The sequence below is a fragment of the Microbacterium hatanonis genome, assembly GCF_008017415.1.
GTDB classification, from domain to species: domain Bacteria; phylum Actinomycetota; class Actinomycetes; order Actinomycetales; family Microbacteriaceae; genus Microbacterium; species Microbacterium hatanonis.
Window position 1 is genome coordinate 1,476,951 of sequence record NZ_VRSV01000001.1, and the last position, 26,677, is coordinate 1,503,627.

The 26,677-nt window shown below is 68.4% G+C and carries 24 protein-coding genes and 1 tRNA gene; 5 read left to right on the forward strand and 20 right to left on the reverse strand.

From position 1 onward, the window contains the following. Positions 1 to 116: 116 nt before the first annotated feature. Entirely contained in the window at positions 117 to 2,690 is a 2,574-nt protein-coding gene (gene leuS, locus FVP77_RS07085) for a leucine--tRNA ligase (protein ID WP_147893855.1), read from the reverse strand. 69 nt (positions 2,691 to 2,759) lie between these two features. Beyond that, entirely contained in the window at positions 2,760 to 4,061 is a 1,302-nt protein-coding gene (locus FVP77_RS07090) for an anthranilate synthase component I family protein (RefSeq protein WP_147893856.1), read from the reverse strand. Positions 4,062 to 4,102: 41 nt separating this feature from the next. On the opposite strand from FVP77_RS07090, the gene FVP77_RS07095 reads away from it, so the two are divergent. From FVP77_RS07095 to FVP77_RS07110, 4 genes are read left to right on the forward strand one after another with little or no spacing between them, the layout of a single operon-like run. Then, positions 4,103 to 4,786 carry a DedA family protein gene (locus tag FVP77_RS07095; RefSeq protein WP_147893857.1) on the forward strand — a complete coding sequence of 228 codons (684 nt, stop codon included), beginning with the start codon at positions 4,103 to 4,105 and terminating at the stop codon, positions 4,784 to 4,786. A gap of 5 nt (positions 4,787 to 4,791) precedes the next feature. Then, a complete protein-coding gene (locus FVP77_RS07100; protein WP_147893858.1) occupies positions 4,792 to 5,838 on the forward strand; it encodes an App1 family protein phosphatidate phosphatase in 1,047 nt (348 codons plus the stop codon). A 31-nt stretch (positions 5,839 to 5,869) separates the two neighbouring features. Further along, positions 5,870 to 6,583, forward strand: coding sequence for an SOS response-associated peptidase (locus FVP77_RS07105; RefSeq protein WP_147893859.1), 714 nt, complete (start codon positions 5,870 to 5,872; stop codon positions 6,581 to 6,583). Beyond that, a complete protein-coding gene (locus tag FVP77_RS07110) occupies positions 6,580 to 7,458 on the forward strand; it encodes a 3-methyladenine DNA glycosylase (protein WP_425463124.1) in 879 nt (292 codons plus the stop codon). Before FVP77_RS07105 ends, FVP77_RS07110 begins: the two co-directional genes overlap by 4 nt. Here FVP77_RS07110 and FVP77_RS16790 read toward each other — a convergent pair. The 6 genes from FVP77_RS16790 to FVP77_RS07135 all read right to left on the reverse strand — a co-directional run bounded on the left by FVP77_RS16790 (position 7,455) and on the right by FVP77_RS07135 (position 14,088). Next, a complete protein-coding gene (locus FVP77_RS16790; protein WP_187266847.1) occupies positions 7,455 to 7,625 on the reverse strand; it encodes a hypothetical protein in 171 nt (56 codons plus the stop codon). The genes FVP77_RS07110 and FVP77_RS16790 overlap by 4 nt on opposite strands. A gap of 78 nt (positions 7,626 to 7,703) precedes the next feature. After that, positions 7,704 to 8,471: a hypothetical protein gene (locus FVP77_RS07115; protein ID WP_147893860.1), complete on the reverse strand. Its 768-nt coding sequence runs from the start codon at positions 8,469 to 8,471 to the stop codon at positions 7,704 to 7,706. A gap of 4 nt (positions 8,472 to 8,475) precedes the next feature. Then, on the reverse strand, positions 8,476 to 9,909 hold the full coding sequence (locus FVP77_RS07120; RefSeq protein WP_147893861.1) for a polysaccharide deacetylase family protein: 1,434 nt from the start codon (positions 9,907 to 9,909) through the stop codon (positions 8,476 to 8,478). Positions 9,910 to 9,928: 19 nt separating this feature from the next. Beyond that, positions 9,929 to 11,725 carry a glutamine--fructose-6-phosphate transaminase (isomerizing) gene (gene glmS, locus FVP77_RS07125; protein ID WP_147893862.1) on the reverse strand — a complete coding sequence of 599 codons (1,797 nt, stop codon included), beginning with the start codon at positions 11,723 to 11,725 and terminating at the stop codon, positions 9,929 to 9,931. Then, positions 11,725 to 12,747, reverse strand: coding sequence for an NAD-dependent epimerase/dehydratase family protein (locus FVP77_RS07130; RefSeq protein WP_147893863.1), 1,023 nt, complete (start codon positions 12,745 to 12,747; stop codon positions 11,725 to 11,727). Before FVP77_RS07130 ends, glmS begins: the two co-directional genes overlap by 1 nt. Positions 12,748 to 12,765: 18 nt before the next feature. Further along, positions 12,766 to 14,088 carry a nucleotide sugar dehydrogenase gene (locus FVP77_RS07135; protein ID WP_147893864.1) on the reverse strand — a complete coding sequence of 441 codons (1,323 nt, stop codon included), beginning with the start codon at positions 14,086 to 14,088 and terminating at the stop codon, positions 12,766 to 12,768. 286 nt (positions 14,089 to 14,374) lie between these two features. Between FVP77_RS07135 and FVP77_RS07140 the strand changes: the two genes are divergently transcribed. Beyond that, on the forward strand, positions 14,375 to 15,679 hold the full coding sequence (locus FVP77_RS07140) for a glycosyltransferase family 2 protein (RefSeq protein ID WP_147893865.1): 1,305 nt from the start codon (positions 14,375 to 14,377) through the stop codon (positions 15,677 to 15,679). On the opposite strand, the gene FVP77_RS07145 is transcribed toward FVP77_RS07140, so the two are convergent. From FVP77_RS07145 to obgE, 12 genes are all read right to left on the reverse strand, one after another. Next, positions 15,669 to 18,152, reverse strand: a complete 2,484-nt coding sequence (locus tag FVP77_RS07145; RefSeq protein WP_147893866.1) for a helix-turn-helix transcriptional regulator — start codon at positions 18,150 to 18,152, stop codon at positions 15,669 to 15,671. The genes FVP77_RS07140 and FVP77_RS07145 overlap by 11 nt on opposite strands. Positions 18,153 to 18,389: 237 nt before the next feature. Beyond that, positions 18,390 to 18,797, reverse strand: a complete 408-nt coding sequence (locus tag FVP77_RS07150) for a hypothetical protein (RefSeq protein ID WP_147893867.1) — start codon at positions 18,795 to 18,797, stop codon at positions 18,390 to 18,392. 99 nt (positions 18,798 to 18,896) lie between these two features. Beyond that, positions 18,897 to 19,604, reverse strand: a complete 708-nt coding sequence (locus FVP77_RS07155) for a GAF and ANTAR domain-containing protein (protein WP_147893868.1) — start codon at positions 19,602 to 19,604, stop codon at positions 18,897 to 18,899. Positions 19,605 to 19,629: 25 nt separating this feature from the next. Further along, positions 19,630 to 20,328 carry a GAF and ANTAR domain-containing protein gene (locus FVP77_RS16795; protein WP_187266848.1) on the reverse strand — a complete coding sequence of 233 codons (699 nt, stop codon included), beginning with the start codon at positions 20,326 to 20,328 and terminating at the stop codon, positions 19,630 to 19,632. Positions 20,329 to 20,489: 161 nt separating this feature from the next. Then, positions 20,490 to 20,565 (reverse strand) — tRNA-Ala (locus FVP77_RS07170). A gap of 75 nt (positions 20,566 to 20,640) precedes the next feature. After that, the gene (gene rsfS / locus FVP77_RS07175) at positions 20,641 to 21,018 is read right to left on the reverse strand and encodes a ribosome silencing factor (protein ID WP_147893869.1); all 378 of its coding nucleotides are present in this window, start codon (positions 21,016 to 21,018) and stop codon (positions 20,641 to 20,643) included. Next, the gene (locus FVP77_RS17035; protein WP_246134003.1) at positions 21,019 to 22,191 is read right to left on the reverse strand and encodes a hypothetical protein; all 1,173 of its coding nucleotides are present in this window, start codon (positions 22,189 to 22,191) and stop codon (positions 21,019 to 21,021) included. Then, on the reverse strand, positions 22,188 to 22,784 hold the full coding sequence (gene nadD / locus FVP77_RS07185) for a nicotinate-nucleotide adenylyltransferase (RefSeq protein ID WP_121149326.1): 597 nt from the start codon (positions 22,782 to 22,784) through the stop codon (positions 22,188 to 22,190). The genes FVP77_RS17035 and nadD overlap by 4 nt, the downstream gene beginning before the upstream one ends. 10 nt (positions 22,785 to 22,794) lie before the next feature. Next, complete coding sequence (locus tag FVP77_RS07190; protein ID WP_121149325.1) at positions 22,795 to 23,016, reverse strand: hypothetical protein; 222 nt, start codon at positions 23,014 to 23,016, stop codon at positions 22,795 to 22,797. Positions 23,017 to 23,070: 54 nt separating this feature from the next. Next, positions 23,071 to 24,330, reverse strand: a complete 1,260-nt coding sequence (locus FVP77_RS07195; protein ID WP_147893870.1) for a glutamate-5-semialdehyde dehydrogenase — start codon at positions 24,328 to 24,330, stop codon at positions 23,071 to 23,073. Beyond that, complete coding sequence (proB, locus tag FVP77_RS07200; RefSeq protein ID WP_147893871.1) at positions 24,327 to 25,172, reverse strand: glutamate 5-kinase; 846 nt, start codon at positions 25,170 to 25,172, stop codon at positions 24,327 to 24,329. The genes FVP77_RS07195 and proB overlap by 4 nt, the downstream gene beginning before the upstream one ends. Next, positions 25,169 to 26,674 (reverse strand): GTPase ObgE, encoded by a 1,506-nt coding sequence (gene obgE / locus FVP77_RS07205; protein WP_147893872.1) that lies wholly within the window; start codon positions 26,672 to 26,674, stop codon positions 25,169 to 25,171. The genes proB and obgE overlap by 4 nt, the downstream gene beginning before the upstream one ends. Positions 26,675 to 26,677: the final 3 nt, after the last annotated feature.

Sequence of the window (26,677 nt, forward strand, 5' to 3'; positions counted from 1 at the left end):
GACGCTACGTGGCACCGACCCGCATCAGGAAGCACCGGCTCACGGCCGTGGAAGGATCACGACGGACCGCGGCCTGGGGAGGGGCGGATGCTGCGCCCCTCCCCGGCCGGGCGCTGCTACTTGGTCGAGAAGCTGACGACCTTCGGCGGACGCACCACCGCGCGGACGATCTCGCGATCGCCGAGAGCACGGCGCACCTTCTCGTCGGCGCGCGCACGGGCCTCGAGGTCGGCGGCATCGATCCTCGCCGAGACCTCCAGCGTCGCGCGCACCTTGCCGTCGACCTGCACGACCGCGGTGACCGATTCTTCCACCAGGAGGGTCGGGTCGGGCTGACGCCAGACGGCCAGACCGACGAAGGGCTCGTACCCGAGCACCTCCCACATCTCCTCCGCGGTGTGCGGAGCGAAGAGGTCGAGGATCATCGCAATCGCTTCGGCCGCCTCGCGGACGGCGGGATCGCCGGCCCCGGCCCCGGTGTCGATCGCCTTGCGGGTCGCGTTGACGAGCTCCATGAGCCGGGCGACCACGACGTTGAACTTCGTCTGCTCGATGAGTCCAGGGGCATCGGCCCACAGTCGGTGCGTGACCCGCCGCAGAGCCGCGTCGCCCTCGGCCCATACGACATCGGTCTCGCTGTCGACGTCGTGGGCGATGCGCAGCGCTCGCGCGAGGAACTTGGTCGCGCCCGTCGTGGAGACGTCGTCCCAGTCCTTGTCGTCCTCCACCGGGCCCGCGAACCCGAGGGCGACCCGGAGAGCGTCGGCGCCGTGCGCGTCGAGCTCCTCCTGGAAGAGCACGAGGTTGCCCTTGCTCTTCGACATCTTGGTGCCGCCGAGGATGACCATGCCCTGGTTGATCAGGTGCGTGAACGGCTCGGTGAACTCGACCATCCCCATGTCGAACATCGCCTTCGTGACGAAGCGCGCGTAGAGCAGATGGAGGATCGCGTGCTCGACGCCGCCGATGTAGAAGTCGACCGGGCCCCATTTGTCGGCCTCACGCGAAGAGAACGGCTGCGTCGTGTCTCCGGGCGAGAGGAAGCGCATGTAGTACCAGGAGCTGTCGACGAACGTATCCATCGTGTCGGGATCACGTCGCGCGGGCGCTCCGGTCTCGGGGTCGGCCACCTCGACCCAGTCCTTGGCCGCGCCGAGCGGCGAGGCGCCCTTGGGGGTGAGATCGAGACCCTCGACCGCAGGCAGACGCACCGGCAGCTGGTCGTCGGGCACGGGAACGATCCGGCCGTCGTCGGTGTGGATCATGGGGATGGGCGTTCCCCAGAAGCGCTGACGCGAGATGAGCCAGTCGCGCAGACGGAACGTCTTGGCGGCGCGGCCGAGTCCGTCCTTCTGCAGCTGGTCGATGACACGGGAGATGGCCGTGCGCTTGGACAGCCCATCGAAGGGGCCCGAGTTGATCAGACGCCCCTCGCCCGCGAGCGCGACGCCCGTGCGCGCCGGATCGAGGTCGTCGATGCTCTCCCCGCCCGGATCGATCGGGACGCCGTGCTCGTCGAGCTCGATGACGGGGATCGCACCGGTGACCGGAGCGGTGGTGTCGACGACGATCCGCACCGGCAGGTCGAATGCGCGGGCGAAGTCGAGGTCGCGCTGATCGTGGGCGGGAACGGCCATGACCGCGCCGTGGCCGTAGTCTGCCAGCACGTAGTCGGCCGCCCAGACGGGCATGCGCTCGCCGTTGACGGGGTTGATCGCCCAGCGCTCGAGGAAGACACCCGTCTTCGGGCGGTCGCTCGACTGACGATCGATGTCGGTGGCCTTGCGGACGTCGGCCAGGTAGGTCGCGAACCGCTCCTGCGCCTCGGCGGACGCGCCCTGGATGAGCTCGGCGGCGAGGTCGGAATCGGGTGCCACGACGAAGAACGTCGCTCCGTGCAGCGTGTCGGGGCGGGTGGAGAAGACCGTGACCTTCTCGGCGCGCCCCTCGATCTCGAAGTCGATGTCGGCGCCCACGGAGCGACCGATCCAGTTGCGCTGCATCTGGATGACCTTCTGCGGCCAGAAGCCCTCGAGCTGGTTCAGGTCGTCGAGCAGACGGTCGGCGTAGTCGGTGATGCGCAGGTACCACTGCGTCAGCTTCTTCTTGATGACCTCGTTGCCGCACCGCTCGCAACGGCCGTCCACGACCTGCTCGTTGGCGAGCACCGTCTGGTCGAAGGGGCACCAGTTCACGGCGCCGTCCTTGCGGTACGCGAGGCCCCGCTCGTAGAGGCGCTCGAAGAGCCACTGGTTCCAGCGGTAGTAGTCGGGATCGCTCGTGTGGAGCACACGACTCCAGTCGAAGGAGACCCCGTAGTCCTTCATGCTCGTCTTCTGCTGAGCGATGTTCGCCGATGTCCACTGCACCGGGTCGGCCTTCCGCTGGATCGCCGCGTTCTCCGCCGGGAGGCCGAAGGAGTCCCAGCCGATCGGGTGGAGCACGTTGTACCCGCGGTGCCGCCAGAACCTCGCGACGATGTCGGAATAGAGGTAGTTCTCGGCGTGACCCATGTGCAGGTCGCCGGAGGGGTACGGGAACATCGCCAGCACGTACTTGCGGGGGCGCGTATCTTCGTCGCCGCCCGCGCGGAACGGGTCCTTCTCGGCCCAGCGTTCCTGCCACTTGCGCTGGACCGCGTGAACGTCGGGGCCACCGCTCTCAGCGGGCGAAGAGGGCATAGAAGACATACGGAAGAGCCAATCGTGGGGTTCGGGTCGCGCACACGGCGCGCGATCCACGTTACCGGAATGCCGCCGTCACCAGCCCGGCGGCAGAACGGCGCCGATCGCGGCCAGGGGCGCACGCGCCTTCCAGCCCACCTCGCGCACCTCGGCCTCGGGTCGGGAGTGCCACGTGATGCCTCCCCCGGCACCGACATACGCGCCCTCGGGGTGCACGACGACGCTGCGGATCACCATCGCGAGGTCTGCTCCCCCGTCGTCGCCCACCCACCCGAAGCAGCCCGAGAACACGCCCCGCGGAGCCTCCTCGAGCTCGCGCAGGATCGTCATGGCCGACAGCTTCGGGGCCCCCGTCATGCTGCCCGCCGGAAACGCGGCCGCGAGCAATGAGCCGAGGGTCGTGCCGCCGGCGAGGGAGCCCGCGATCGTGCTGACGAGCTGGTGCACCGCGGGGTAGCTCTCGACGTCGAGCAGCCGTTCGACGGTCACCGTGCCGGGGGCGCACACCCGCGCGAGGTCGTTGCGCATCAGGTCGACGATCATCACGTTCTCTGCGCGCTCCTTCGGATCGGCGCGCAGCTCGTCGGCGAGTCGGCGATCCTCGACGGGATCGACCGCACGAGGTCGAGTGCCCTTGATGGGATGCGTCCGCACGACGCCGTCGGTCACCGTGAGGAATCGCTCCGGGGTCGCGCTGACGAGCGCTGTGCCTCCCGCCCGCACGAAGCCTCCGTGGTGGCTCGGCGAGGACGCCCGCAGCCGTCGATGCACCGCACGCGCATCGATGCTCCCGCCGACGTCGAAGCGGGTCGTCAGGCAGAGCAGGTACGCGTCGCCCTCACGGATGTGGTCGCGGCACCTCTCGACGAGTTCGCCGTACTCCGACGGCAGATGGCGGGAACGTGCGACGGATGCGGCGGGCTCGACCGGTGGCGCAGCATCCGGCCGACGTCGATCCGCCGTGGCGGCCAACCGCCCGGCACGCTCGCGTGTCGGCGCCCACGCCCACACGCGGCGCCTCGCGTGATCGAACGCCAGGAATTCGTCCACGCGCAGCCACCACCGCTCGGGTTCGTCGCCCGGGACCGTGGGCGCAGCGGCGGCAGCGGCCCCCGCCTCGTAGGTGGCCCAGCCCACCCATCCGCCGCGGAACGGGCCGGCCTCATCGGTGCGTGGCATCGACCGCGACAGGTCGACCGCGGCGACCGCGTCGGGGTCGGGTTCGGGACGGCCGATGCCGAGCCAGCTCCAGCCGTCGAGGGCGTCGGCTCCCGCGTCGAGCCAGAAGCCGTGCGGGTCGTCTCCCACGACACCGGCGTAGGCGTCGGAGGGGTCGATCCATGCGTCGACGGCGACGGCGACGTTCTCTGGCGACACGCTCCCAGGGTAGACGCGACGACGCGTCTTAGGCTCGTGGCGTGAACGAGATCCTGACGTGGCTGCTCGACACGGTGCAGAGTGTCGATCCCGTCGTGCGGACGATCATCGCCGGCGTAGCGATCATGCTCGAGACGAGCGTGCTCGTCGGTCTCGTCGTGCCCGGTGACACGGTCGTGATCGTCGCCGGCACCGCCGTCTCCGGCCCCGTCGAGGCCATCGCGCTCGGAATCGCGGTGGTCGCGGGTGCACTCGTCGGTGAGAGCGTCGGCTTCGCCCTGGGCCGGTTCCTCGGGCCCCGCATCCGCGCCTCGCGGTTGGGGCAACGCATCGGGGAGGAGAACTGGCGACGATCGGAGCGCTATCTCGAACGTCGCGGCGGTCTCGCGATCTTCCTCTCCCGGTTCCTCCCGGTGCTCCACTCCTTGGTTCCGCTCACGGTCGGCATGAGCAACTACTCCTACCGGCGGTTCCTCGCCTGGACGACCCCGGCGTGCGTGATCTGGACGACGCTGTACATCTCAGTCGCCTCTCTCGCCGCGGGCACGTATCGCGACCTCTCCGAATCGATCCACTACGCGGGGTACATCTTCGTCGCCGTGATCGTCGTGTTCCTGGTGCTGATCTTCGTCGGCAAGAAGGTAATCGAGCGCGTGGAGCGCAAGCATCTCGGCGACGATCCGACCGAACCCTCACGCGGGGACGGTGCGGGCATGAAAGACTGACGGCGATGCCTTCCGACGCACCTGAGCGCCCCAAGATCCTGTGGCTCGCCCGTCTCGAGCGACGCTTCCACTCGTGGCGGGAGCGTCGCGCCCGCGGGCGCGGCCTCGTGCCGACGGCGACCGGCTTCCCCGGATACGGCAGCGAGGAGTGGGTGCGGGTCCTCGGCCGCGTTCTCATCGTCCCGGCCGTGAAGCGCACCTCGTCCGGCGAGTACTCCAGCGTCCGCGGGTGGCGGAGCTTCGCGGCCGTTCCGGTCGCGTTCGCGCAGGTGACGGTCACCATCGAAGGCGAGCGGCACGACGTGCGCGCCGACCGCGGCGGGGTCATCGACACGGTCCTCCCGGCCCGTCTCGCACCGGGGTGGCAGACGATCATGGTGGCCGTCGAGGACGGCGAGCCGGTCGAGTCGCGGGTGTTCATCGTGGCCTCCGGCGTCCGCTTCGGACTGGTCTCGGACGTCGACGACACCGTCATGGTGACCGCTCTCCCCCGGCCCCTCCTCGCCGCGTGGAACTCCTTCGTCGTCGACGAGCACGCCCGTCAGCCCGTACCCGGCATGGCGGTCATGCTCGAGCGGCTGTCCCGTGAGCACCCCGGTTCGCCGGTCATCTATCTGTCCACGGGAGCCTGGAACGTCGCGCCCACGCTGATCAGGTTCCTTCACCGTCACCTGTACCCCGCGGGGGCCATCCTGCTCACCGACTGGGGCCCGACCCACGACCGATGGTTCCGCAGCGGTCAGGATCACAAGAAGACGAACCTGCGGCGGCTGGCCGAGGAGTTCCCCGACATCCGGTGGCTGCTCGTCGGAGACGACGGTCAGCACGACGACGAGATCTACACGGGGTTCGCGATCGATCACCCCGCCAACGTCGCAGGGGTGGCGATCCGCAAGCTCTCACCCGCCGAGGCGGTGCTCGCGGGTGGCCGCACGGTCGTCGACGATCACTCTGCAGCAGAGGTCCCCTGGGTCACCGCATCGGACGGCGCAGGGCTGCTCGACCGGCTCGCCGCTGTCGGGATCGCCGCGGAGGACGACACCGAGAAGTGACGGTGTCGTAACGCCCGTCTACGGTGGAAGCATGTGCGGTCGATTCGTGGTTGCCAATGTCGGTTCCGAGCTCGTCGGGGTCTTGCGCGTCGACGTCGAGAACGACGATCTCCCCGCCCCGTCGTACAACATCGCCCCCACGGCGTCGGCGGCGATCGTGCTCGATTCCGTGAAGACCGATCCACCCACTCGGCGGCTCGAACCGGCGCGCTGGGGCCTCGTACCGTCGTGGGCGAAAGATCCGGGGATCGGCGTCAAGGCCTTCAACGCCCGGTCGGAAGAGATCGAGAACAAGCCGATGTTCCGGGGAGCGCTCGAGAAGCGTCGCGCTATCATCCCGGCCTCGGGTTACTACGAGTGGAAGACGACCGACGACGGCAAGGTCCCCCACTACATCCACCCCGCCGACGGATCACCGCTGTTCTTCGCCGGGCTCTACGAGTGGTGGAAGAACCCCGAGCTCGCCGACGACGATCCGGCTCGGTGGATGCTGAGCTTCACCATCCTCACCCGCGCCTCGATCGGTCGGCTGGGGTCGATCCACGATCGGATGCCGTTGTTCATGGACGCCGACTACGCCGACGCGTGGCTCGACCCGTCGACCGACAACGTCGGCGACATCCTCGATGCCGCCATCGATGCTGCGCCCACGGTCGCCGACACGCTCGACGACCACGTCGTCTCCACGGCAGTCGGCAACGTACGCAACAACTCCCCGGAGCTGATCGAGCCGGTCGACGAGTGACGTCGCCCACGCAACGGAGTCCGACCTCGATCGCCCTGGGCGGCGACGAATGGCGCGCGATCGCCCAGACGCACGCGGCACGCGCCGATGCCCTCACGGCGGGCCGGCGAGCCCGGGCATCGCGCGGTGAGACGCATCCGGTCGATGACTTCCTGTTCACGTACTACTCGTACAAGCCGGCGGTGCTGCGGCGGTGGCATCCCGGTGCCGGTGTCGAGCTCGCCGATGCCGATGAGCGCGCCGGATGGCGGTGGTACCGGTCCAACGGCTACGGCGGTGTCGTCGTCGACGTCGACGCGTTCCGAGCGGATCGCGGCGATCTGATCACGGCCGTCTTCCGCCTTCTCCGGGCGACATCGCAGCGCCCGGCCCATTTCGGATGCTTCGGGCTCCACGAGTGGGCGATGGTGTACCGAGACGCCGCGCCCCGCCACGACGTCCCGCTGCGCCTGAGCGCAGCGGAAACCGATGCCGTGGTCGAAGCATCCGAACTTCGCTGCACCCATTTCGACGCGTACCGGTTCTTCACCGACGCTGCGGTGCCGCGCAACCACGAGCCCCTCAGTCGCGACCTGCAGGTCGCCCGCGAGCAACCGGGCTGCCTGCACGCGGGCATGGATCTTTACAAGTGGGCGATGAAGCTGGGGCCCGTCGTGCCGGGTGAGCTGCTGCTCGACGCGTTCGCACTCGCGCGCGACATCCGCACGCTCGACATGCAGGCCTCACCGTACGACCTACGCAACTGGGGCTACGAGCCGGTGACGATCGAGACGGTCGAGGGAAAGACCGAATACGGGCGGCGCCAGCGCGCATTCAGCGCGCGAGCCAGCGAGATCAGGGCGCACCTGCTCGCGAGACTCGACGGCGTGTCTTAGCCCCATCCACCCGAGTTACGGGTGGAGCGCATGTCGAACTGAATTCGCGTCATGGGATCTTGCTCTCCCACCTCGCGCTGCCTCTGCATCTCCTCGCGGCTCAGCGGCCGTCCGGTGAACACCCAGATCAGGCGTCGCCAGAACGAGGGCTTCTTCTGATCGGTCATCAAGGCCTCCGTTTCTCTGTGACTCCTCCAGCCTGCACAATCGACGCTCGCGCGTCCAGGCCTTGCGAACGGTGCCGTTCACCGAACCTCAGATGTCGTGACGAGCTTCGTCCACGGACCGTCCGGCACATCGGCCTCATCGACGAACGCCCAATCGACGTGATCGCCGTCCCCGTCGAGCTCGTCGAACCCGAGGCATCCGTTGAGCGCGGGCGAGACATCCAGCCCCGCGCCGTTGAACCGTTCGTTCGCCGGTCGCTGATCGTCGGTCCCGAAGACGTACGCCGCATCGGCGTACTCCCCCGGCCCCGCATCCTCGATCTGGCCGTAACACACACGGCCGTTCCTGTGGAGGACCACCCATCGGTTCTTCATGAGGCTGCGCGACCGATCGTCGATCGAGGGCGCATAGGCCGGCTCGTTCGCCCAGGGAACCACCCCGCCGCGGAGTGCGAAAGCCGATCCGTCGTTCACATCGTCGAACGGGAGGTCGAGATAGAACGGATTCTCGCGAGGCGTCATAGTGCGCGGGAAGAACCCGTTCTCTGCCGTGCGCGGTTCGGTGACGCACTCGCCCGTCGCATCCGTGACTCCATCGCATCCGCCGTACGACGCCATCCAGTCGGAGTCGTAGGTCGAGAACCGCTGGCTCCCATCCGGCGCGCTCGGGTCGAACACCTCGCCGATCCAGAAGGTCGTCGCCACGATGCCGGTATGCCGGGGATAGCCCGTCTCGGGAAGACCCCCGCCCCGCGTCATGAGCGGCACCGTGACGACAGCGGCGGCCACGGCGAGGAGAGGGACGGCGACCGCCACCAGGACGACCGCCGTCCCTCTCCGCCCCACCGTGTCACTCGCCCTCGAGGTCTTGCGCGACCTCTGGGGCTCCCGTCGGCGGTTGCACGGCGATCCGACTGCTCGCACCCGGGACGGCGGTCTGCGCCGACGTCGCGGCGGGCGCACCGGTCGAATCGTACATCGACACGTCATCCGTCTGCAGAGTGCCGTTCGAGAACACGTTGAGCGCGAAACTGATGCCCGTGTACCCGGCGGGGATTGCGGGAGTGGTCCATTCCGCCTGCGTGTACGCCGACGCCGCCGAGAACCAGGGGCTCGACGTCCAGTACTGCCAGACACCGGTGGATGCGCGCAGATATACCGCGAACTGCGTGACGGCGGTCGAGGTGTACCAGCTACGCAGCGAGTAGGTGTGTCCCGTGACGACCGTCGGCGCACACGCACCGAGATCGAACTGGGGAAGCAGCTTCGCATCGCCCGAGACGTAGTTCGACATCGAGACCCGGCTCGCCACCGAGCCACCATGCGCCGGCGATCCCTTGCTGAAGGCAGCGGTGTTCTGTCCCCATCCGCCCTGCATCCAGCAAGAGGGCGCCCCCGCTGTCAACGTCTCCATCCCGGGGTTCTTGATCGCATTCACGCCCGCCGCGGCCGCGGGCACGACGGGGCCGTTCACCACCGGTTTGGCGGTTCCCCCGACCGCGTCTCCCACCGTCTTCACGACGGTGTTGGCCGCGGCCATGTGCTGCTTCAGCCACGACAGGAACTGGTCGAGCAGCGCCGGACTGATCGCGATGTCGGTGCACGCGTTGTCGCAGACGTCATGGAACGTGTACTGCACCCATCCGCCGGTGGACTCGGCATTCAGCACGCCCTGCTTGAGGTCGTCCAACGTCCAGTTCGCTTCGAACTGTGGCAATGCCTTGGTGCCGAACCGGTCGGACGGAGGCAAGGTCTCAGCGACATCGCAGTCCTGGCAGTCGAATCGTGTGCGGAGGTCGCCCAGGAGTCGGGCCGATCGGTAGCCGCAATCGGAGGCCGCCTTCTCCACCGCCGGCGACGCCGACGCGAAGGGATAGGCGAAGCTGCGCAGCGTGAAGCCCCAGGAGGTGAGCGTGCTGCGGTCGGTGCAGATCTGCCGCTTCGCTTCGTCGGCGGGCAGTGTGGCGAGGTCGGGGTGGTTCACGGTGTGACCGCCGATCTCGTGCCCGGCCGCCTTCAACGAGTCGAGGTCGGACCGCGTCATGTACCCGGCGGCGCCCACGAACCCCGAAGGGATGAAGAAGGTCGCCTTCATCCCGTACTTCTGGAGAATCGGGAGCGCGCTCAGCTGGCTCGCGTCGGCATCGTCGAACGTGAGGCTGACGGTGGTGCGCGGGCCGGCGGCCGTCGCTGGGGGAACAGCGGCGGCCGTCGAGAGGAAAGCCGTCACGGCGAGGATGGCGAAGCCGCCCGCGATCGTCCGGCGAAGACGTGAGGTGAACATGAAATCTTCCTTCTGGGGATCAGTCGACGGTGACGGACTTGGCGAGGTTGCGCGGTTTGTCGACGTTGCGGTCGAGACGAATCGCGAGTGAACGGGCGAACAGCTGCAGGGGGACGACGGCCTCGAGCGGGCCCCAAGGCGGTGCGGGTCGGAGGTCACCGACCGGATCCGGTCCGACGCCCGCGATGCGGACGACGCGTCCTCCGCGCGCGAGCACCTCAGCGATGTTGATGTCGAGACGCCGGTCGCCGACGTCGACGGCCAACACCGGGGTCCCGTTCTCTACGAGTGCGAGCGGGCCGTGCTTCAGTTCGCCCGCAGGCTGGTGCTCGGCCCACCGGTAGGTGAGCTCCTTGAGCTTCAGCGCTCCTTCCGCGGCGTACACCACACCGGAGCCTCGGCCGAGAAAGAGGAATCCCGACGCATCGGCGAACTCCTCCGTGAGGAGGGGGATGCTGTCCGACCAGCCGCGCAACGCCGCATCCAGTCTCAGCGGGGTCTCGGTCAACGCCTCCAGGGCTGCACGGGCATCCACTCGATCGACCCGTGCCGACCCGCACAGGCCCGACAGCGCGACGGCGACTCCCGTCATGACCTGGGCGACGAAGGTCTTGGTCGCGGCGACCCCAATCTCGACACCGGCGAGGCAATCGATCACCGCATCCGCCTCCCGCGCGAGCGAGGAGTAGGGGTTGTTGGTGAGGGCGAGCAGCGTGCGGTCGGGAAACGACAAGGCATCGAGCGCGCGAAGGATGTCTGCTGTCTCGCCGGACTGGCTGATCGCTATGACCAGGGTGTGCGGTTCCGGTACGAACGAGGACGCCTCGCTCGCGACCAGGGCAGTGACGGGCAGGTGGCCGAGATCGGAGAACACACGGCCGATCGCGATGCCCGCGTGCAACGAGGTACCGCATCCCAGTACGACGACGCGATGGATGCGGTCGAAGCCGGCCAGCCCCAGAGAGCGCCACAGCGATCCGTCCGCGATGCCCCCGGCGAACGCGTCGAGGACTCGGGCGGCGACGGCGGGTTGTTCGTCGATCTCGTTGCCCATGTGGTCGTCGAACCGTCCTCCGTGCTCCGCGGTCGCGCGCCATCGCACGGGAGAAGACGACGGGCCGGCGGAGCGGGCGCCCCCGTCCCACCAGGTCGCACCGCCCCGCCCGATCTCGACGACGTCGGAGGAGCGGAGCACCTGATAGGCGTCCACGCGGTCGGAGATGGCGGTGATGTCGCTGGCGACGAAGGTGCCCTCCGGAGTCGTCGAGACGATCAGCGGCGACCCCTGGGCGGTGGCCGCGACCGTTCCCGTCCGCGCGTCCATCGCGACGATCGCCCACGACCCTTCGAGCCGGGCGGTCGCGCTCGTGAGGGCAACCGCGATCGAGGAGCCCTCCTCGACGAACTCCTCGACCAGGTGCGCGATGACCTCCGAATCCACCTCGCCCACGAGGCGGTGGCCCCGAGCGGCGAGCTCGCGCCGCAGGACGTCGGCGTTCGCGATGACGCCGTTGTGCGCGATGCTCACCGCACCGTGGCAGTCGGAGAGGGGATGCGCGTTCACTTCGGTGACCGCGCCGTGCGTGGCCCACCGCGTATGTCCGATCGCGGTGCCGCTGGTCTGCAGATCGGCTCTCACCAGAAGGGAGGTGAGCGCGACGACACCGCCGACCGTCTTCTCGGTCTCGATCTCGCCGTCAGGGGTGAGTACGGCGATCCCCGCGGAATCGTAGCCGCGGTACTCCAGGAGACCCAACGCGTGGAAGACGAGCGGTGCGGCCGGACGCAGACCGACGTAGGCGACGATGCCGCACATCAGTCGGACGTTCCCACGCCACCGGCGCGCGCGAGGGGCATGAGCTCGTCGCTGATCCGGTCCCGCGTGACCAGATCGGCCGCGACGAGGAGGATGGACGTTCCGAGCGAGGTGTGGGGGTGGTAGCCGACCAGGTCGTGCGCGCGGGAGTTGTCAGGCACGCGCCGCCGCATGTCTTCGAAGCCGGCGCTGTAGGCGCGCTCGTACGGGATGAACTCGATCGTGCTCGTGCTCTCGACGATCTCGATGATCTCGCGGGCGAGTTCCACGATCGCGATCTCGCGTGCCCCGCCCAGGTTGTACGCCTGGCCGCGGGAGCGCGGATCGCGTTCGATGGCGACCATCGCCGGCACCACGTCGCCGACCGCCGAGAAGCATCGTGTCTGCATCCCGTCGCCGAAGACGCTCAGCGGATCACCGCGCAGCGCCTGCCCGACGAGGTTCGGGACGACCATGCCGTATCGCCCCGTCTGTCGGGGACCGATCGTGTTGAACAGGCGCACGATCGATACCTCGAGGCCCTCTTCGTCGGCGTAGGCCTTTGCGAACGCCTCGTCGATGCCTTTGGCCGCCGCGTAGCTCCACCGCGACTTCAGCGGCGACCCGAGAATCCGGTCGGCGTCTTCGTCCAGCCGGTCTGCGGTGTTCTTCCCGTAGATCTCGCTGGTCGAGACCAACAGGACCGATGCCTCGCTCTCCACCGCGGCGGCCAGGACGTTCTCGGTTCCGTGGATGTTGGTGCGCAGGCCCTGAAGGGGATGTTCCACGATGAGCTTGACCCCCACGGCAGCCGCGAGGTGGAACACGCGGTCGCATCCGCGCATGGCTTCTCGCACCGTACGGGCGTTGAGGACCGAGCCATGCACGATCGTGAGTCGATCGTGTCCGGCGACGGCTCGCAGGTTGCGAGGAGAGCCGGTCGACATGTCGTCGAGCACGACGACCTCGTCGCCCGACGCGAGCAGGTGCTCGGTGAGGTGGCTGCCGACGAAGCCGGCGCCTCCGGTGATCAGCGTACGCATCTCGATTCTCCCGACGTCTCAGACCAGCACACGGCCGGCGATATCCGCGCTGCGATACGTGGCGTCGAGGACGACGCCCGCCTCAGCCAGCCACGACAGATCCGCGTCGGCGTGGCGCGTGTGGATCAGCACGAGGTCGGGGACCACCTCACCTGGTTCGTCGAGCGACGTCAGCACCGTCCCCGACGCGAGCCGCAGCGAAGGAACGCGGCTATCGAGGTACTGCACGTCGACGCCGAGATCAGCCAGCGCCTCGATGATCTCGATCGCGGGGGATTCCCGGAGGTCCGCGACGTCGGGCTTGTAGGTGACGCCGACGACGACGACACGGGAGCCGGTCGTGCCGATCCCGGCGCGGCCCAGCACCTCGCGTACGCGGTCGACGACGTGACCCGGTCGTGCGGAGATGCCGCTCATCGCCTCGGTGATCACACGGGCGTCGACACGGAGGGCGCGAAGCTGCCACAGCAGGTAGTGGGGATCGCACGGGATGCAGTGACCTCCGACGCCAGGGCCCGGATAGAACGGCATGAAGCCGTACGGCTTCGTACTCGCGGCATCGATGACCTCGGTCACGGGCACGTCCAGCGCCGAGCAGATCTCCGCGAACTCGTTCGCGAGGGCGATGTTGACGGCACGGAAGGTGTTCTCGAGCAGCTTGGTCATTTCCGCCGCCGCGAGGCTCGACACGTGGTGCACCCGTGAGACGTAGCGCGAGAGCAGCCGTGCACCCTCCTCCTCGCATTCGAGAGTCGCTCCCCCGACGACGCGAGGCACGTCCTCCTGCGCGAACCCGGTGTTGCCGGGGTCGATGCGCTCCGCGCTGAAGGCCACGAACACGTCGCGTCCGATCACGAATCCGCGGTCGCGGAGCGGCTGCTCGATCAGATCGTGCGTGCACCCGACATAGCTGGTCGAGGTGAGCATGACGGTCTGACCGGCTCGGACGGCGGCGACGACGGTGGCGCACGCCGCCCGAAGCAGCGAGAGGTCGGGGACGAGCTGATGGTCGACCGGGGTGGGTACGCAGACCACGATCGCCGCCGCCGAGCTGAGAAGAGCGATGTCGTCGGTGAGGCGGAACGAACGGTCTCGCAGCGCTCCGCCGAGCCGGACACGATCGGTCTCCAACAGGTCGGCGCGCCCGGCGGTGATGTCCGTCAGCCGGGCGGACGAGGCATCCAGAGCCAGTACCCGGCTCCCCGCCGCGTGATAGGCCAGCGCCGTGGGCAAACCCACGTAGCCCAGACCGACGATGGCGACGTCGTAGTCGAATCCGAGGGCGATCTCGGGGGACGTGGTCGTTGCGACCGGGGCGAGCCCGGTGTCGACTGCCGTCATTTCTCCTCCTGCGTGTTGATGCATCGACTCGGCGGGCATGACGCCCGCCTCGGGATAGCCGACGCGATTCGGGTTGATTCGCTGGGTCCAGGCGAGGATTCGAGCCACAGCCTCGATCCGGCCGATCCCCGGGTCAAGGGAATCGACCGGATCGTGCGGCTTCCCACCGAGGGACGATCCAGGCCTGCGGAGAACCGCAACGCATTCTGCGGATGTTGCGGACCGATCTGCCGTGGTGCTCTCGTAGCGTCGTGCGTACGCGCAGAGACACCGAGAGGACAACGGCATGGATGCTGTGTGGATCACGGTTGTCGTCGTCGCGATCGTGGGTCTGTCGACCGTGATCTGGTCGGTCTCCGGTCTTGCCCGTCTGGTCGCGGCAGCGTCCTCACGGCCTCTGCATCCGCGACCCCACGCGTTCCATCCTTCCGACGTCGCCGTGATCATCGCCGCGCACAACGAACAGCTGGTCATCGAGGACACAATCCGCAACGCAAGCGGCCTCGTCACGATCGACCACGTCTTCGTGGTCTCGGACGGATCGACTGACGAGACGGTGCTTCGCGCCCGGACCTGCGGCGCCTCGGTGCTCGAGGTCGCGCCCAATCGGGGCAAGGCCGGTGCGATCGCCCTCGGCATCGACGAGTTCCGGATCGCCGAGCGGTTCGACGTGCTCGTGCTGCTCGACGCCGACACCCGGTTGCGTCCCGACTACCTCTCCACCGGCCTGCCCCTGTTCGACGACACCGGCGTGGTGGCCGTCGCCGGTCGCGCGACGAGCCATCCCCGAGCGGGCGGGTCGTGGGTCGCGCGGTTGCTCACGACATACCGTGAGCGGACGTACGTGTGCACGCAGTACCTGCAGAAGTTCGGGCAGGCCGCACGGTGCATCAACGCGGTCACCATCGTGCCGGGATTCGCGAGCATGTACCGCACAGCCATCCTCGGTGACATCGACATCGTGGCCAGAGGGCTGTCCATCGAGGACTTCAACATGACCTTCGAGGTGCACCGGAAACGTCTCGGTCGCATCGCCTTCCACCCGGGGAAGGCGATCGCCGAAACCCAGGATCCGGTCGTCCTGGGCGACTACGCACGGCAGATGAAGCGCTGGAGTCTCGGATTCTGGCAGACCGTGCGGCGGCACGGTCTACATCCCGGTCTGTTCTGGTCGTCGCTGGCGCTCTTCGTGACCGAGGTGCTCGTCTCGAGCGTGGTCCTCGCGCTGATCCTGCCCGTCCTGGCGGTCGCGGCGGTCGCCCTCGCCTTGAGCGGCCTGCCGGATCCGGTGGGAGCCACCGCGCGCGACGTCTCGGGGGTGATCCCCCTCGCCGTCCTCGCCGCCGGATTCGTGATCTCGGACGTGATGCTGACCCTCGTCGCCGCCGCCCTCACCCGCCGTCGTCCGAGCCCGAGCGCTGTGCTGTTCCCCTTTCTGCGGGTGCTGGACGCGTGGATGTGTCTTCTCGGTCTCGCCGCCGCTTTCGGCCACCCCTCGGACGGACGGTGGCGGAGCCCGGAGCGCCGGGACATGGCGGATGGGGCGGAGAATGCCGGGGCAACGGCAGCGGCGGCCGCCGTCACTCGTTGACGAGCACGGACGCGAGGTGCGAGCGTGACCGTACCTCGAGCTTGCGGTAGATCCTGGTGAGCCGCAGCTCCACAGTGCGCGTGGAGACGAAGAGCTGGGCGGCGATCTCGCGGTTGCGCAGACCCCGGTGAACCAGTTGAGCGACCTCGCGTTCGTCGTCGGTCAGGCACGACAGTGGCACCACCGCGCCCCCCTTCGAGACCGCGCCCCCCTTCGAGACCGCGGCGCCGTCGGTGGGCGCGGGACTTCCTGTCGGCACGCAGATGGCGCGCACTCGCGCGACCGCCCGCTCCGCCCATCGCGAGGGGTGACGCTCGACGTCTGCTTCGAACCGGCGCATCTCCTCCCGTGCCTCGTCCTGTCGGTCCAGTGTCCAGAGCGCTTCGATCAGGTCCGATCCGCAGCGCATCACGGCGGGATCGTCCGGCGCGTGGACATCGGTCATCGCATCGCGGAAGAGTTCTACAGCGTCGTCGATGCGTCCTGCCGCAAGAGCGCAGCGAGCATCCAGGACATCCAGGAACGGCGGCAGCGCCGCGTTGTGCTCGCGCAGGCAGAGGGCACGCCCCTCAGCGATCATCTCCTCCAGATGCTCGACATCGACATCGGGTTGCACGGCCCGGGCACCGATCGCAGACAGGTGGCGCGCCGCATCCGTTCTCAGCTCGCTGAGAGCCGATCGCTCCCATGCGATCAACGCGTCTTTGGCTCCGGGCGTGTCACCCGCGCGGAACTCGTTCTCCACGAGCAGTCGCCGGAGGAACTCCTCCCAGAACGGAGCAAGACGGTCCATCCTCTCCATGTGGAACGCTGCCCGTCGCCGAGCCAGTCCGTAGCGCTCGGTCACCGTCAGGAAGCGGATCAGGAGAGCGAGCTCCGGCGCGGTCAGTTCGACCACGGCACCCGGCTCCGTCGGATCCCTTACGAGCTCAGCGAGACACGCCTCCGAAGCGGGATCCAGGTCGTACGGATCGATGATCGCGCGCATGAGGTGGTGCTCGAGCGTGAGCGGCCCCCGCGCGAGGGTGCGCGCTGCCGCCAGACGCGTGCGCGCGCGCGGATACTCCCGCCGCCGGATGCGGATGCGAGCGACCTCTTCGAGCAGCCTTACGCACCCGGCGCTGTCACGAGCGGCGGAGGACGCGACGTAGCTGTCGACGATCGCGTCATCGACGACGCCGTCCAGTGCGTCCGCGATCCGCAGAGAGACGATCCGAGCCAGCACGCTCACCTCCTCCCCGTCGAGAGAGGCCGCGCGAGCGAGGTAGAGCTCCGCGAGGGCGAAGTACCCCTCGTCGCAGAGCGCCTCGCTGAGCCGGACGAGCGCACGATCGCGGCCGGCCACCGGAACCGTGCGGGCGAGGGCCCGCTCGGCGAACTCCACTGCGGCGGCGGCCTCGCCCGCGATGACATAGCGCGCAGCCGACTCGAGCAGGCCCGCGCTCTCGTCGCTCGTCTCGGCGAAGCTCCTGTGCCATTGCTCGAGGCCCGGCGCCCATCCGCCGTGCGCGAGCTGCAGCTCCTCGTGACCGGACAGTCGCGCTCGAGCGTCGAGGCTGCGATACAGGCCGATGCGGTCGAGCGGATCGGACACGCGGATCATCCCGGTGTGCGAGGTGAGCACTCCGGCATCGAGCAGGTCGTCGACGAGGCTCGCGCCTTCGGGAAGGAGATCTGCCACCGCTTCACGGGCCGTCTCCGGCGCGAGTGAGACCAGGGTGAGAAGCTGGAGTGCCGCGGGGTTCCACCTCTCTATGGCCATCTCGTCATCCGCACGCTGAGGCTGCTCGGCGCGAAGCCGAAGCGGGAGGGGCACGGGCGACTCCCCGGTCTGCTCATGCGATGCCAGCCGAACACGTCGGATCGCCGACGGATTGCCGGCCGTAGAGGCGGCGACGATGTGCAGCACGCCGCGAGCGGTCGACGGACCGAGGGTGGAGGCCGCTAATTCCACCGATTCCGAGTGGCTGAGCGGCCCCAGCCTGATCTGGGCGAGTGACCAGAAGGGGTGCCGGCCGTCGATGCGTGTCGCGCTGGAGAGTACTCGGAGCCCTGTGCCGGGAAGGCGACCGAACACGTAGGCCAGAACCAGTGAGCTCGCCGCGTCCATTTCGTCGATGTCGTCGATGAGCACGACCTGGTCGTCACCGTCGGTCGCGTGAAGAACACGGCTGGTCTCATCGGCGACGCGGAAGTCGGTCCACTCGATGCTCTCGGACGTGATGCGATCGATGGCGGCTGCCCGTTCACCGCCGAGAGCGTGAGCGAACGCCGAGAGGCCGGAGTAGGGCCAGACCCGCTCCGATCTGTTGACCGCGAGCAGCGTGCTGGTGGTGTGTCGACGAGCTACCTCTCGAAGAAAGGCCGTCTTTCCTATTCCCCTCTTCCCCAAGAAGATGCTGGCAGACGATTCCGAACTGGCGAGCGTACGGTCAGCGAGTTCGTTCTCGCGGGCGCGACCGATGAAGCCCATGGCAGACTCTCATTCCGCTCGATCATCGCAGTCCGGGTGGCTGGGTCCCCACGACCCATTCCTGCTCGATCGAGCTGTGCGGCGAACACTACGCCTCGATCATCGGAATCGGCAAGGCGGTTTTGCACTGATCTGCGGAGGTTATTGAGGAATGCGCGACCGACACACGACACCCGCGGGCACAGCGAACGACGCACTCCCGGCGATGCCCACCGGGCGAGGAAAGGCGACGGCCGGCTACGCTGCCGTGACGCCGTACCTGTCTAGATGAGGTCCTCCCAGTACCCCCCCGTTCCATGATTCGATCCCCGTTCGGTCCTCGGTCTCTACGGTCGTCCCCGCGACCGTTGCGCCGCGGCTCATCGGCGCTCCCATGCGAGCATTCCCCGCCTTGAGGTGAAGCTCGAGGACCGTGTCGATGTCGAACATCTCCTCGTCGCGATCCGCGCTCGTAACGGTCGCCATCTCGATTCCCTCGCCGATCGAGAAGGTGACACGCCCCGCGGTCTGGAACGCATCGAGAAAAGGAATATCGACCGTGTCGACGTCGTGCGCGCGGTGGAGCGCCAGAGCATAGGCGGAGACCGCATCCGCGATCTCGGATCCCGTGAGGAATGCGCCGCGCGCAATCAGGACGGTCTTCATACGGAACCTCGCGATTCATCAGCAATGATGCACCGGGGTCTGGGGTACGTGCCCAGTGTAGGGCGGTCCGGGAGCGGACCGTACCGACTCCGCAGATTTCTAAAGCTTGAGCCGCCCTGCGATGACGTCGGCCGCCACGACGCTGAGGCGAGACTGGGTCGAACGCGCGTGCGAACGCAGCAGCCGGAATGCGGCGTCCATGTCGATGTCGTGGCTGAACGCGATGTAGCCCTTCGCCTGCTCGATGACGACGCGACTGTCCAGCGCTCTCTGCAGCTGCCTCTGGGCGACGACGGACTCCTCCGTGAGCCGTTGCTGCAGGATGCTGATGGTGGCGATGTCGGCGAGCGTCTTCGCCGCCGCTGCGTCGGCGTGATTGAGCTCTCCGGTACGGTCGCGGAACAGGTTGAGGGAACCGATGACCGAGTCCCGCAACCGCATAGGGATGGCATAGAGCGAGGCGTACCCCGATCGATGGGCATCGACGGCGAACCGCGGCCATTTGTCGGTGATGTGCCGCAGATCGGGGACCGATACGACCTCGCCGGTCAGCACGGCCTCGACGCAAGGCCCCTCCCCGACGCGCACCTGGAGGAGGCCGATGAGCTCGCTGCGCTCGCTGGTGGACGCGATGACCTCGAGTTGACGGTCAGGGCCGACCAGCAGGATCCCGGCGGCGGTGGCGTCGAAGATATCGGTGCAGCCGTCGACCAAGAGCTGCAGCAGGTCGACGATGTCGAAGTCGTCGACGAGCGAATCTGCCAGCTTCGCCACGGTTCGCAGCAGGTGCTCTTCGCGGGTGCTCATAGTTGAGTGTAGGTACCGACGCCGCTCAGATATCGAATCTCAGTCGGCGCGCGACGACGTCTTCGGCTACCTGTGCCACGGTTCGGTTGGTCGAATACGCACGCCCGCGCAGCACGAGCAGCGCGTCTTCCACCCCGATGCCGAGTTGCGCGGCGACCATGCCGGACGCCTGGTGCATCTCTCGACGCGAGTGCGGACCGTCCGGCAGACCGTCTTCGGTGTGCTCGACATCGTCGAGCGCGCGCTGGAGGATCCGCCGGGACGCGATCTCGGCGAGGGTCGTGACGTCGGCGACAGCCCGGGCGGTCAGATCCCGCGGTCGTTCGCTGTAGAGGTCGACCGCACCGACGCTCAGTTCGCCCACGTAGAGCGGAAAAGAGTAGATCGCGCCCACGTCCAGCGAGCGGAACGCCTCCCGGGCATTCGGCCAGTTCGTCGACGTCGTGCGGGCGAGGTCTGCTTCGAGCACCGGACGTCGGCGGCTCAAGGCATCCCAGCACGGACCTTCCCCGAGATCGATCTGGATCTCGTCGATTCGAGCCGCGGTGCGGTTGCTGGCGCAGACGGTCTCGCTCCCCAAGGGGCGACCGAGGGTCGAGATCGAGGCCCCCGTGACCTGGACGGCTCCGATGAACGGGCCGCAGAGATCATCGCCGTGTCGCGCTGCGCTCAGGCGCGCCAGCGCGTCGGCGAAAGCGGCGCGGTCATCGCCCGGAAGGGACATGCCAACACTCATCCGTCGACCTCCGTGATTGCTCGGGCTCTCATTCGGGTGCCGTAGCGCTGACGCTATCAGCACTGAGCCTCGACCGGGGGCGTGACCGGGACGACGATCTTCCCGATGAATACCAGAAAGACCCCCGGTTTCCCGGGGGTCTTTCTCGATGGTGGACCTGAGGGGACTCGAACCCCTGACCCCCTGCATGCCATGCAGGTGCGCTACCAGCTGCGCCACAGGCCCTTACGCTGCCTCAGAAGGCAACCCCCCTAGATTACTACATCCGAAGGGATGCCACGAACCAGGGCGCGTGATCCGTTACTCCTGCGCCGCCGGCGCAGGCAGATCGATGGGCACCACGGGGCAGTCCTTCCACAGGCGCTCGAGCCCGTAGAAGACGCGCTCCTGCTCATGGAAGACGTGCACGACGAGATCGCCGAAGTCCAGCAGCACCCAGCGCGACTCCTGGCGGCCCTCCCTGCGCAGACGCTTGTGGCCCGCTTCGAGGAGATCCTCCTCGATGGCGTCGGCGATGGCCGCGACGTTGCGCTCGTTGCGCCCGGTGACCATGAGGAAGATGTCGACGAGCGGCAGCGGCTCTGACACGTCGAGAGCGACGAGATCCTCGCCGCTCTTCGCGTCGGCGGCGCGCGCCGCGATCTTGAGCATCTCGCGGGAGTTGTCGGTGGCGACCATTTAGAAGATTCCTGTCGTGAAGGCGAGGACGAGAAGTCCGGCCACGGTGACGAGCAACGCGCCGGCGGTGATCGTCAGCGCGATGAGCAGCCTGCCGCCCTTCTCAGGGGCGGGGGGCCGGATGATCTCGTCGGAGTTGCGCACCTGGCTGATGGCGGCACTGGCGGCGATGGGGGTGGGTGAGGATGCGGCGGGCAGCTCTCCGTCGACGAGAACGGCGTCGGCATCCTTGCCGTCGTGCAGCCCCGGCGCGTGCCCCACGGAGCCGAGACCCTCGGGAAGGTCGAAGGTGCCGGTGATGAGCACCTCACCCGTGGCCGTCACCGGCGCGACGAGTGGCGCAGCTGCCGGCGTCTGGGACAAGATCAGCGCGTTCGGTGTCGACGAAGACACCCCTGCAGATCCGGTTCGTGTGATCAGCTGGTCGAACGACGGAGGCAGCTCGACGACGGGGGTCTCACCGGCGAGGAGACCGGAACCGAAGTGCGGGTTCACCACCGCAGTGGGCTCGTCGCCGACGGCGGAGGGGCGAGAGAGCCCCGGAACGTCGGCGATGATCTCGTCCGGCCCCGACTCCGTGTCGTCGGAGTCGACGGCGACGGCGTCGGGGTCATCCGTGGGCGTCGTCTTGTCGACGTCCTGCGCCGGGGAGGGGGCCGCGTCGGGCGCGATGATCGGAACCGAGGCGGTGCGGATGCGCTCGACCTCGCGCGCTTGGCGACGGGTGAGGGGTGTCACGGCGAGATCGGCAAACGACCCGGGAGCGACCGTCTCCTCCCCCGTGACCGACGGCGGAAGGACGACGGGCTCCGCCGTCTGGTGAGCGCGCTCGACATCGGCCTCCGACTCGGGCTGCTCCTCGAGGTCGGACGGCGAGGCCTCGGACTCGGGTTGCGGGTCGGGATCGACCGATTCGGCCTCGAGCGCATCGGGCGCGGCGTCCGTGGGATCCTCGACCGCGGGGGGCGAGTCGACCTCAGCTTCGTCACCGGCATCCTGCTGCGCGTTCTTCTCACGTTCCGCTGCCGCCGCGCGATCGTCGGCTTCGCTCAAGAAGGCTTCGTTCTTGGCGATGTCTTCGGGTGTGAGGACGGGGGTGGCGCCCGTGTTGCGGATCTCGCGCAACCGCCGACGGGTCAGCGGAGGCGTGTCGGGCTGATCGGGTGTGCTCATGCCTTGCTCCGATAGAGGTGATGCTTCTCGATGTACTGGACGACGCCGTCGGGTACGAGATACCAGACCGGATTGCCCCTGCGGACACGGTCTCGGCAGTCGGTCGACGAGATCGCGAGGGCGGGGATCTCGAGCTGGCTCACGTTGTCTCGCGGCAGTCCGTCCGTGCTCAGCACGTGGCCTGGCCGTGAGACGGCGACGAAATGGGCGAGGCCCCACAACTCATCATGGTCCCTCCACCCGAGAATCTGCGCCACGGCATCCGCGCCCGTGATGAAGAACAGATCTGCTCCGGGGCGTTGCGCCTTGATGTCGCGCAGGGTGTCGATCGTGTAGGTGAAGCCGTCCCGGTCGATATCGACCCGGCTGACCGTGAACTGAGGGTTGGAGGCCGTCGCGATGACCGTCATCAGGTAGCGGTCCTCGCTCGGCGACACTTCCTGCTTCTGCCACGGGCGCCCCGTGGGAACGAAGACGACCTCGTCGAGATCGAACGACTGCGCGACCTCGCTCGCCGCGACCAGGTGGCCATGGTGGATCGGGTCGAACGTTCCACCCATGACCCCGATCCGCGGGGCGCGCGTCGTCGTCATGCAGTGAGCCTCAGTGGCCGTGCCCCTCGGGAGTCGGCGTTCCGTGCTTGCGCGCGTAGGCGTCGGCCTTGTGCGCGTGCCGGTTGGCCACGTTGCGGTACGACAGCGTGACGAGTCCGAGGAGGGTGAAGACGGCGAGGGCGACCGCGCCGTACCAGAACGTCTCGAGGGCGACGTTGCCGTGGTGTTCGGCTTCTTCAGCGGCGAAGGCGATCAGCGTGGCGATGGTCATCGAGGCTCCGTTCGGGTTCGCGCGGCGGCGACGCGCATGTAAGAGTTTAGGCCGTCAGGCACGGGTCTGCCCGTCACCGCGCGCCAGCCACTTCGTGCTGGTGAGTTCGGCAAGTCCCATGGGCCCGCGCGCGTGCAGCTTCTGCGTCGAGATGCCCACTTCTGCGCCGAACCCGAACTCTCCGCCGTCGGTGAACCGCGTCGACGCGTTCACCATCACGACCGCCGAATCCACCTCCGCGAGGAACCGCTCGGCGTTGGCGGCGTCGTCGGTGATGATCGACTCGGTGTGATGGGTGGAGTAGCGGCGGATATGGGCCAGCGCCTCGTCGAGATCGTCGACGATGCGGACGGCCACGTCGAGGCTGAGGTACTCGCGCGCCCAGTCGTCGTCGGTGGCGGGAACGACGGAGGCGTCGTACGCCGAGGTCTGCGTGTCACCGTGCACGGTGACGCCGGACTCCTTGAGGGCGGACAGCATTCCGGGAAGCACACGGGGCGCGGCATCGCGGTGCACCAGCACCGTCTCGACGGCATTGCAGACGCTCGGGCGCTGCGCCTTGGCGTTCACGACGATGTCGCGCGCCCAGTCGGCGCGCGCGGAGGCATCGACGACGAGGTGGACGACACCCGCCCCCGTCTCGATGACGGGGACGAGCGATTCGGTCACGACCGTCTCGATCAGCTGAGCGCTCCCACGCGGCACCAGCACGTCGACGAGTCCGCGGGCACGCATGAGGTCGCGTGCTCCGTCGCGACCGAACTCGTCGACGGTCTGGATGGCCTCCGGATCGACGCCCTGCGTGGAGAGAGCGGCGCGCATACTCGCTACGAGCGCCGCGTTCGAGCTCTCGGCGGCACTACCACCGCGGAGGACGACCGCGTTGCCGGAGCGCAGGGCGAGGGCCGTGATGTCGACGGTGACGTTCGGACGGGCTTCGTAGATCGACCCGACGACGCCGAACGGCACCGACACCTTCGTGAGTTTCAGACCGTTCGGCAGCACCCGCTCGTCGAGCACGCGCCCCACAGGGTCGGGCAGTTCGGCGATGTCACGCACGGCCGACGACAGCGCGGCCACCCGCCCGTCATCGAGACGCAGGCGATCGAGCAGCGCGTCACCGATGCCGTTCGCTCGACCTCGCTCGAGGTCTTCCGCGTTCGCCGCGACGATGACGTCCGTGTCAGCGTCGAGCTGCGCGGCGATGGCTCGCAGAGCAGCGGTCTTCTCCCCGGAGGTCAGCAGACCGATCGTGCGTGCAGAGTCTTTCGCGCGCAGCATCCGATCGTGGGCCGAGACGACGAGAGCGGTCATCGGACCAGCTTATCGGCGGGACTCACCGTACCGACGGGCCCGGTGAGCGTGGGCGCTGCGTCGGGATTCGGGGCGAACCACGTGCCGATCTCTTCGCCGCCGAGCGCTTCGGCGACCAGGTCTGCACTGGTCACCAGCACCCCGACACCGGATGCTGCGGCCAGCCGGGCGGCCGATACCTTGGTGGCCGCTCCCCCGGTGCCGACGCTGTTGACGACGACCGTGCCGAACTCGTAACCCGAGAGATCGTCGCCGAACTCGACGTGGGTGATGGCCCGGGCTCCCGGCTCGCCGGGCGGGCGGGTGTAGAGGCACGAGATGTCGCTCAGGAGCACGAGTCCGTCGGCCCCGATGAGCTGCGCGACGAGAGCCGCGAGCCGATCGTTGTCGCCGAACCGGATCTCGTGCGTCGCGACCGTGTCGTTCTCGTTGACGATCGGCAGGATGCGCAGACCCAGGAGCCGCTCCATCGCGCGTCGCGCGTTCGAACGGTGCGTCGGGTTCTCGAGGTCGCCTGCCGTGAGGAGCACCTGGCCTGCAAGGAGTCCGTGTCGGTCGAGAGCGGTCTGGTAGCGCCACATCAGCACGTTCTGCCCGACGGCTGCCGCGGCCTGCTGCGTCGCGAGATCGTTGGGGCGTCCCGCGAGATCGAGCAGCGGCAACGCCGTCGCGATGGCTCCGGAGGAGACCAGGACGATCTCCGTCCCCCGAGCCGACGCCGCGGCCAGGGCGTCGACGATCGTGTCGATGCGGTGCGCGCCTTCGCCGCCGATCGACGACGAGCCCACCTTCACCACGACGCGCTGAGCTCCGGGGAGGTCTGCGCGGGTCTGCGCCGTCATTGCTCGGTGATCTCCTCGGCGTGGCGCGCCTTGCGCTCGACTTCGTCTTCGGCGCGAGCGGCCGCCTTCGCGTCCATCCGCTCCTTGTAGCGCTCGCGACGCTGATCCGTCGTACGACGGGGGTTCAGGTCGAGGCGCGGGTCTGTTCCGCGCGGGGCGGTCATGAGCTCGGCCGGCGACGACATCGTGGGATGCCAGTCGAAGACCACAGCGTCGTCCTCGCCGATCACGACGGTCGCGCCAGGTGTCGCGCCCACCTTGTACAGCTCGGTCTCGACGCCCAGCTTCTCCAGACGATCCGCGAGGTAGCCCACGGCTTCCTCGTTCTGGAAGTCGGTCTGCTGCATCCAGCGGACCGGCTTCTCTCCCAGCACGCGGAAGATCGGCCCGTAGGTGCCGCCCTCGACGCGAACCGTGAACGCCTTCTCGGAACCCGTGGGACGAATGACGATGCGCTCGGGCGCCGGCGCGGCGGCGAGCTCGGCGCGGTGCTTCTCGACGACCTCGCCGAGGGCGAAGGTGAGTTCGCGAAGCCCGGCGCGGCTCACGGTCGAGATCTCGAACACGCGGAACCCGCGCGCTTCGATCTCGGGACGGACGAGATCGGCCAGGTCCTTGCCCTCCGGTACGTCGACCTTGTTGAGGGCGACGAGCTGGGGTCGCTCGATGAGGGGCACCTGGCCTTCCGGGACCGGGTAGGCCGCGAGCTCGGCGAGGATGATGTCGAGGTCGGTGAGGGGGTCGCGTCCTGGCTCGAGTGTGGCGCAGTCGAGCACGTGCACGAGCGCCGTGCAGCGCTCGACGTGGCGGAGGAACTCGAGGCCGAGGCCGCGCCCTTCGCTCGCGCCTTCGATGAGTCCGGGGACATCGGCGATCGTGAAACGCACGTCACCGGCCTGCACGACACCGAGGTTGGGATGCAGCGTCGTGAACGGGTAGTCCGCGATCTTCGGACGCGCCGCCGAGACGGCGGCGACGAGACTCGACTTGCCCGCCGAGGGGAAGCCGACCAGAGCGATGTCGGCGACCGTCTTCAGCTCGAGGTTGAGGTCGCCCTCCCACCCGGGCGTGCCGAGCAGAGCGAATCCGGGCGCCTTGCGCTTGGGGTTCGCCAGCGTCGCGTTGCCGAGGCCTCCGATGCCGCCCTGAGCTGCGATGAAACGCATGCCCGGAGTGATCATGTCGACGATGGTCTCCCCCGCAGCATCTTTCACCACGGTGCCCACCGGAACGTTGAGCTCGACGGGTTCACCGGCGGCCCCGGAGCGGTGATCGCCCATTCCGAACCCGCCGTTGCCGGCGGAGCGGTGCGGGGAGTGGTGGTACGACAGCAGCGTGGTGGTCTGCGGGTCGGCGACGAGCACGACGTCGCCCCCGTGTCCGCCGTTGCCGCCGTCGGGACCGGCCAGCGGCTTGAACTTCTCGCGCTTGACCGAGACGCAGCCGTTGCCGCCGCGCCCCGCACGAAGGTGCAGTGTGACGCGGTCTACGAACGTGACCATGCG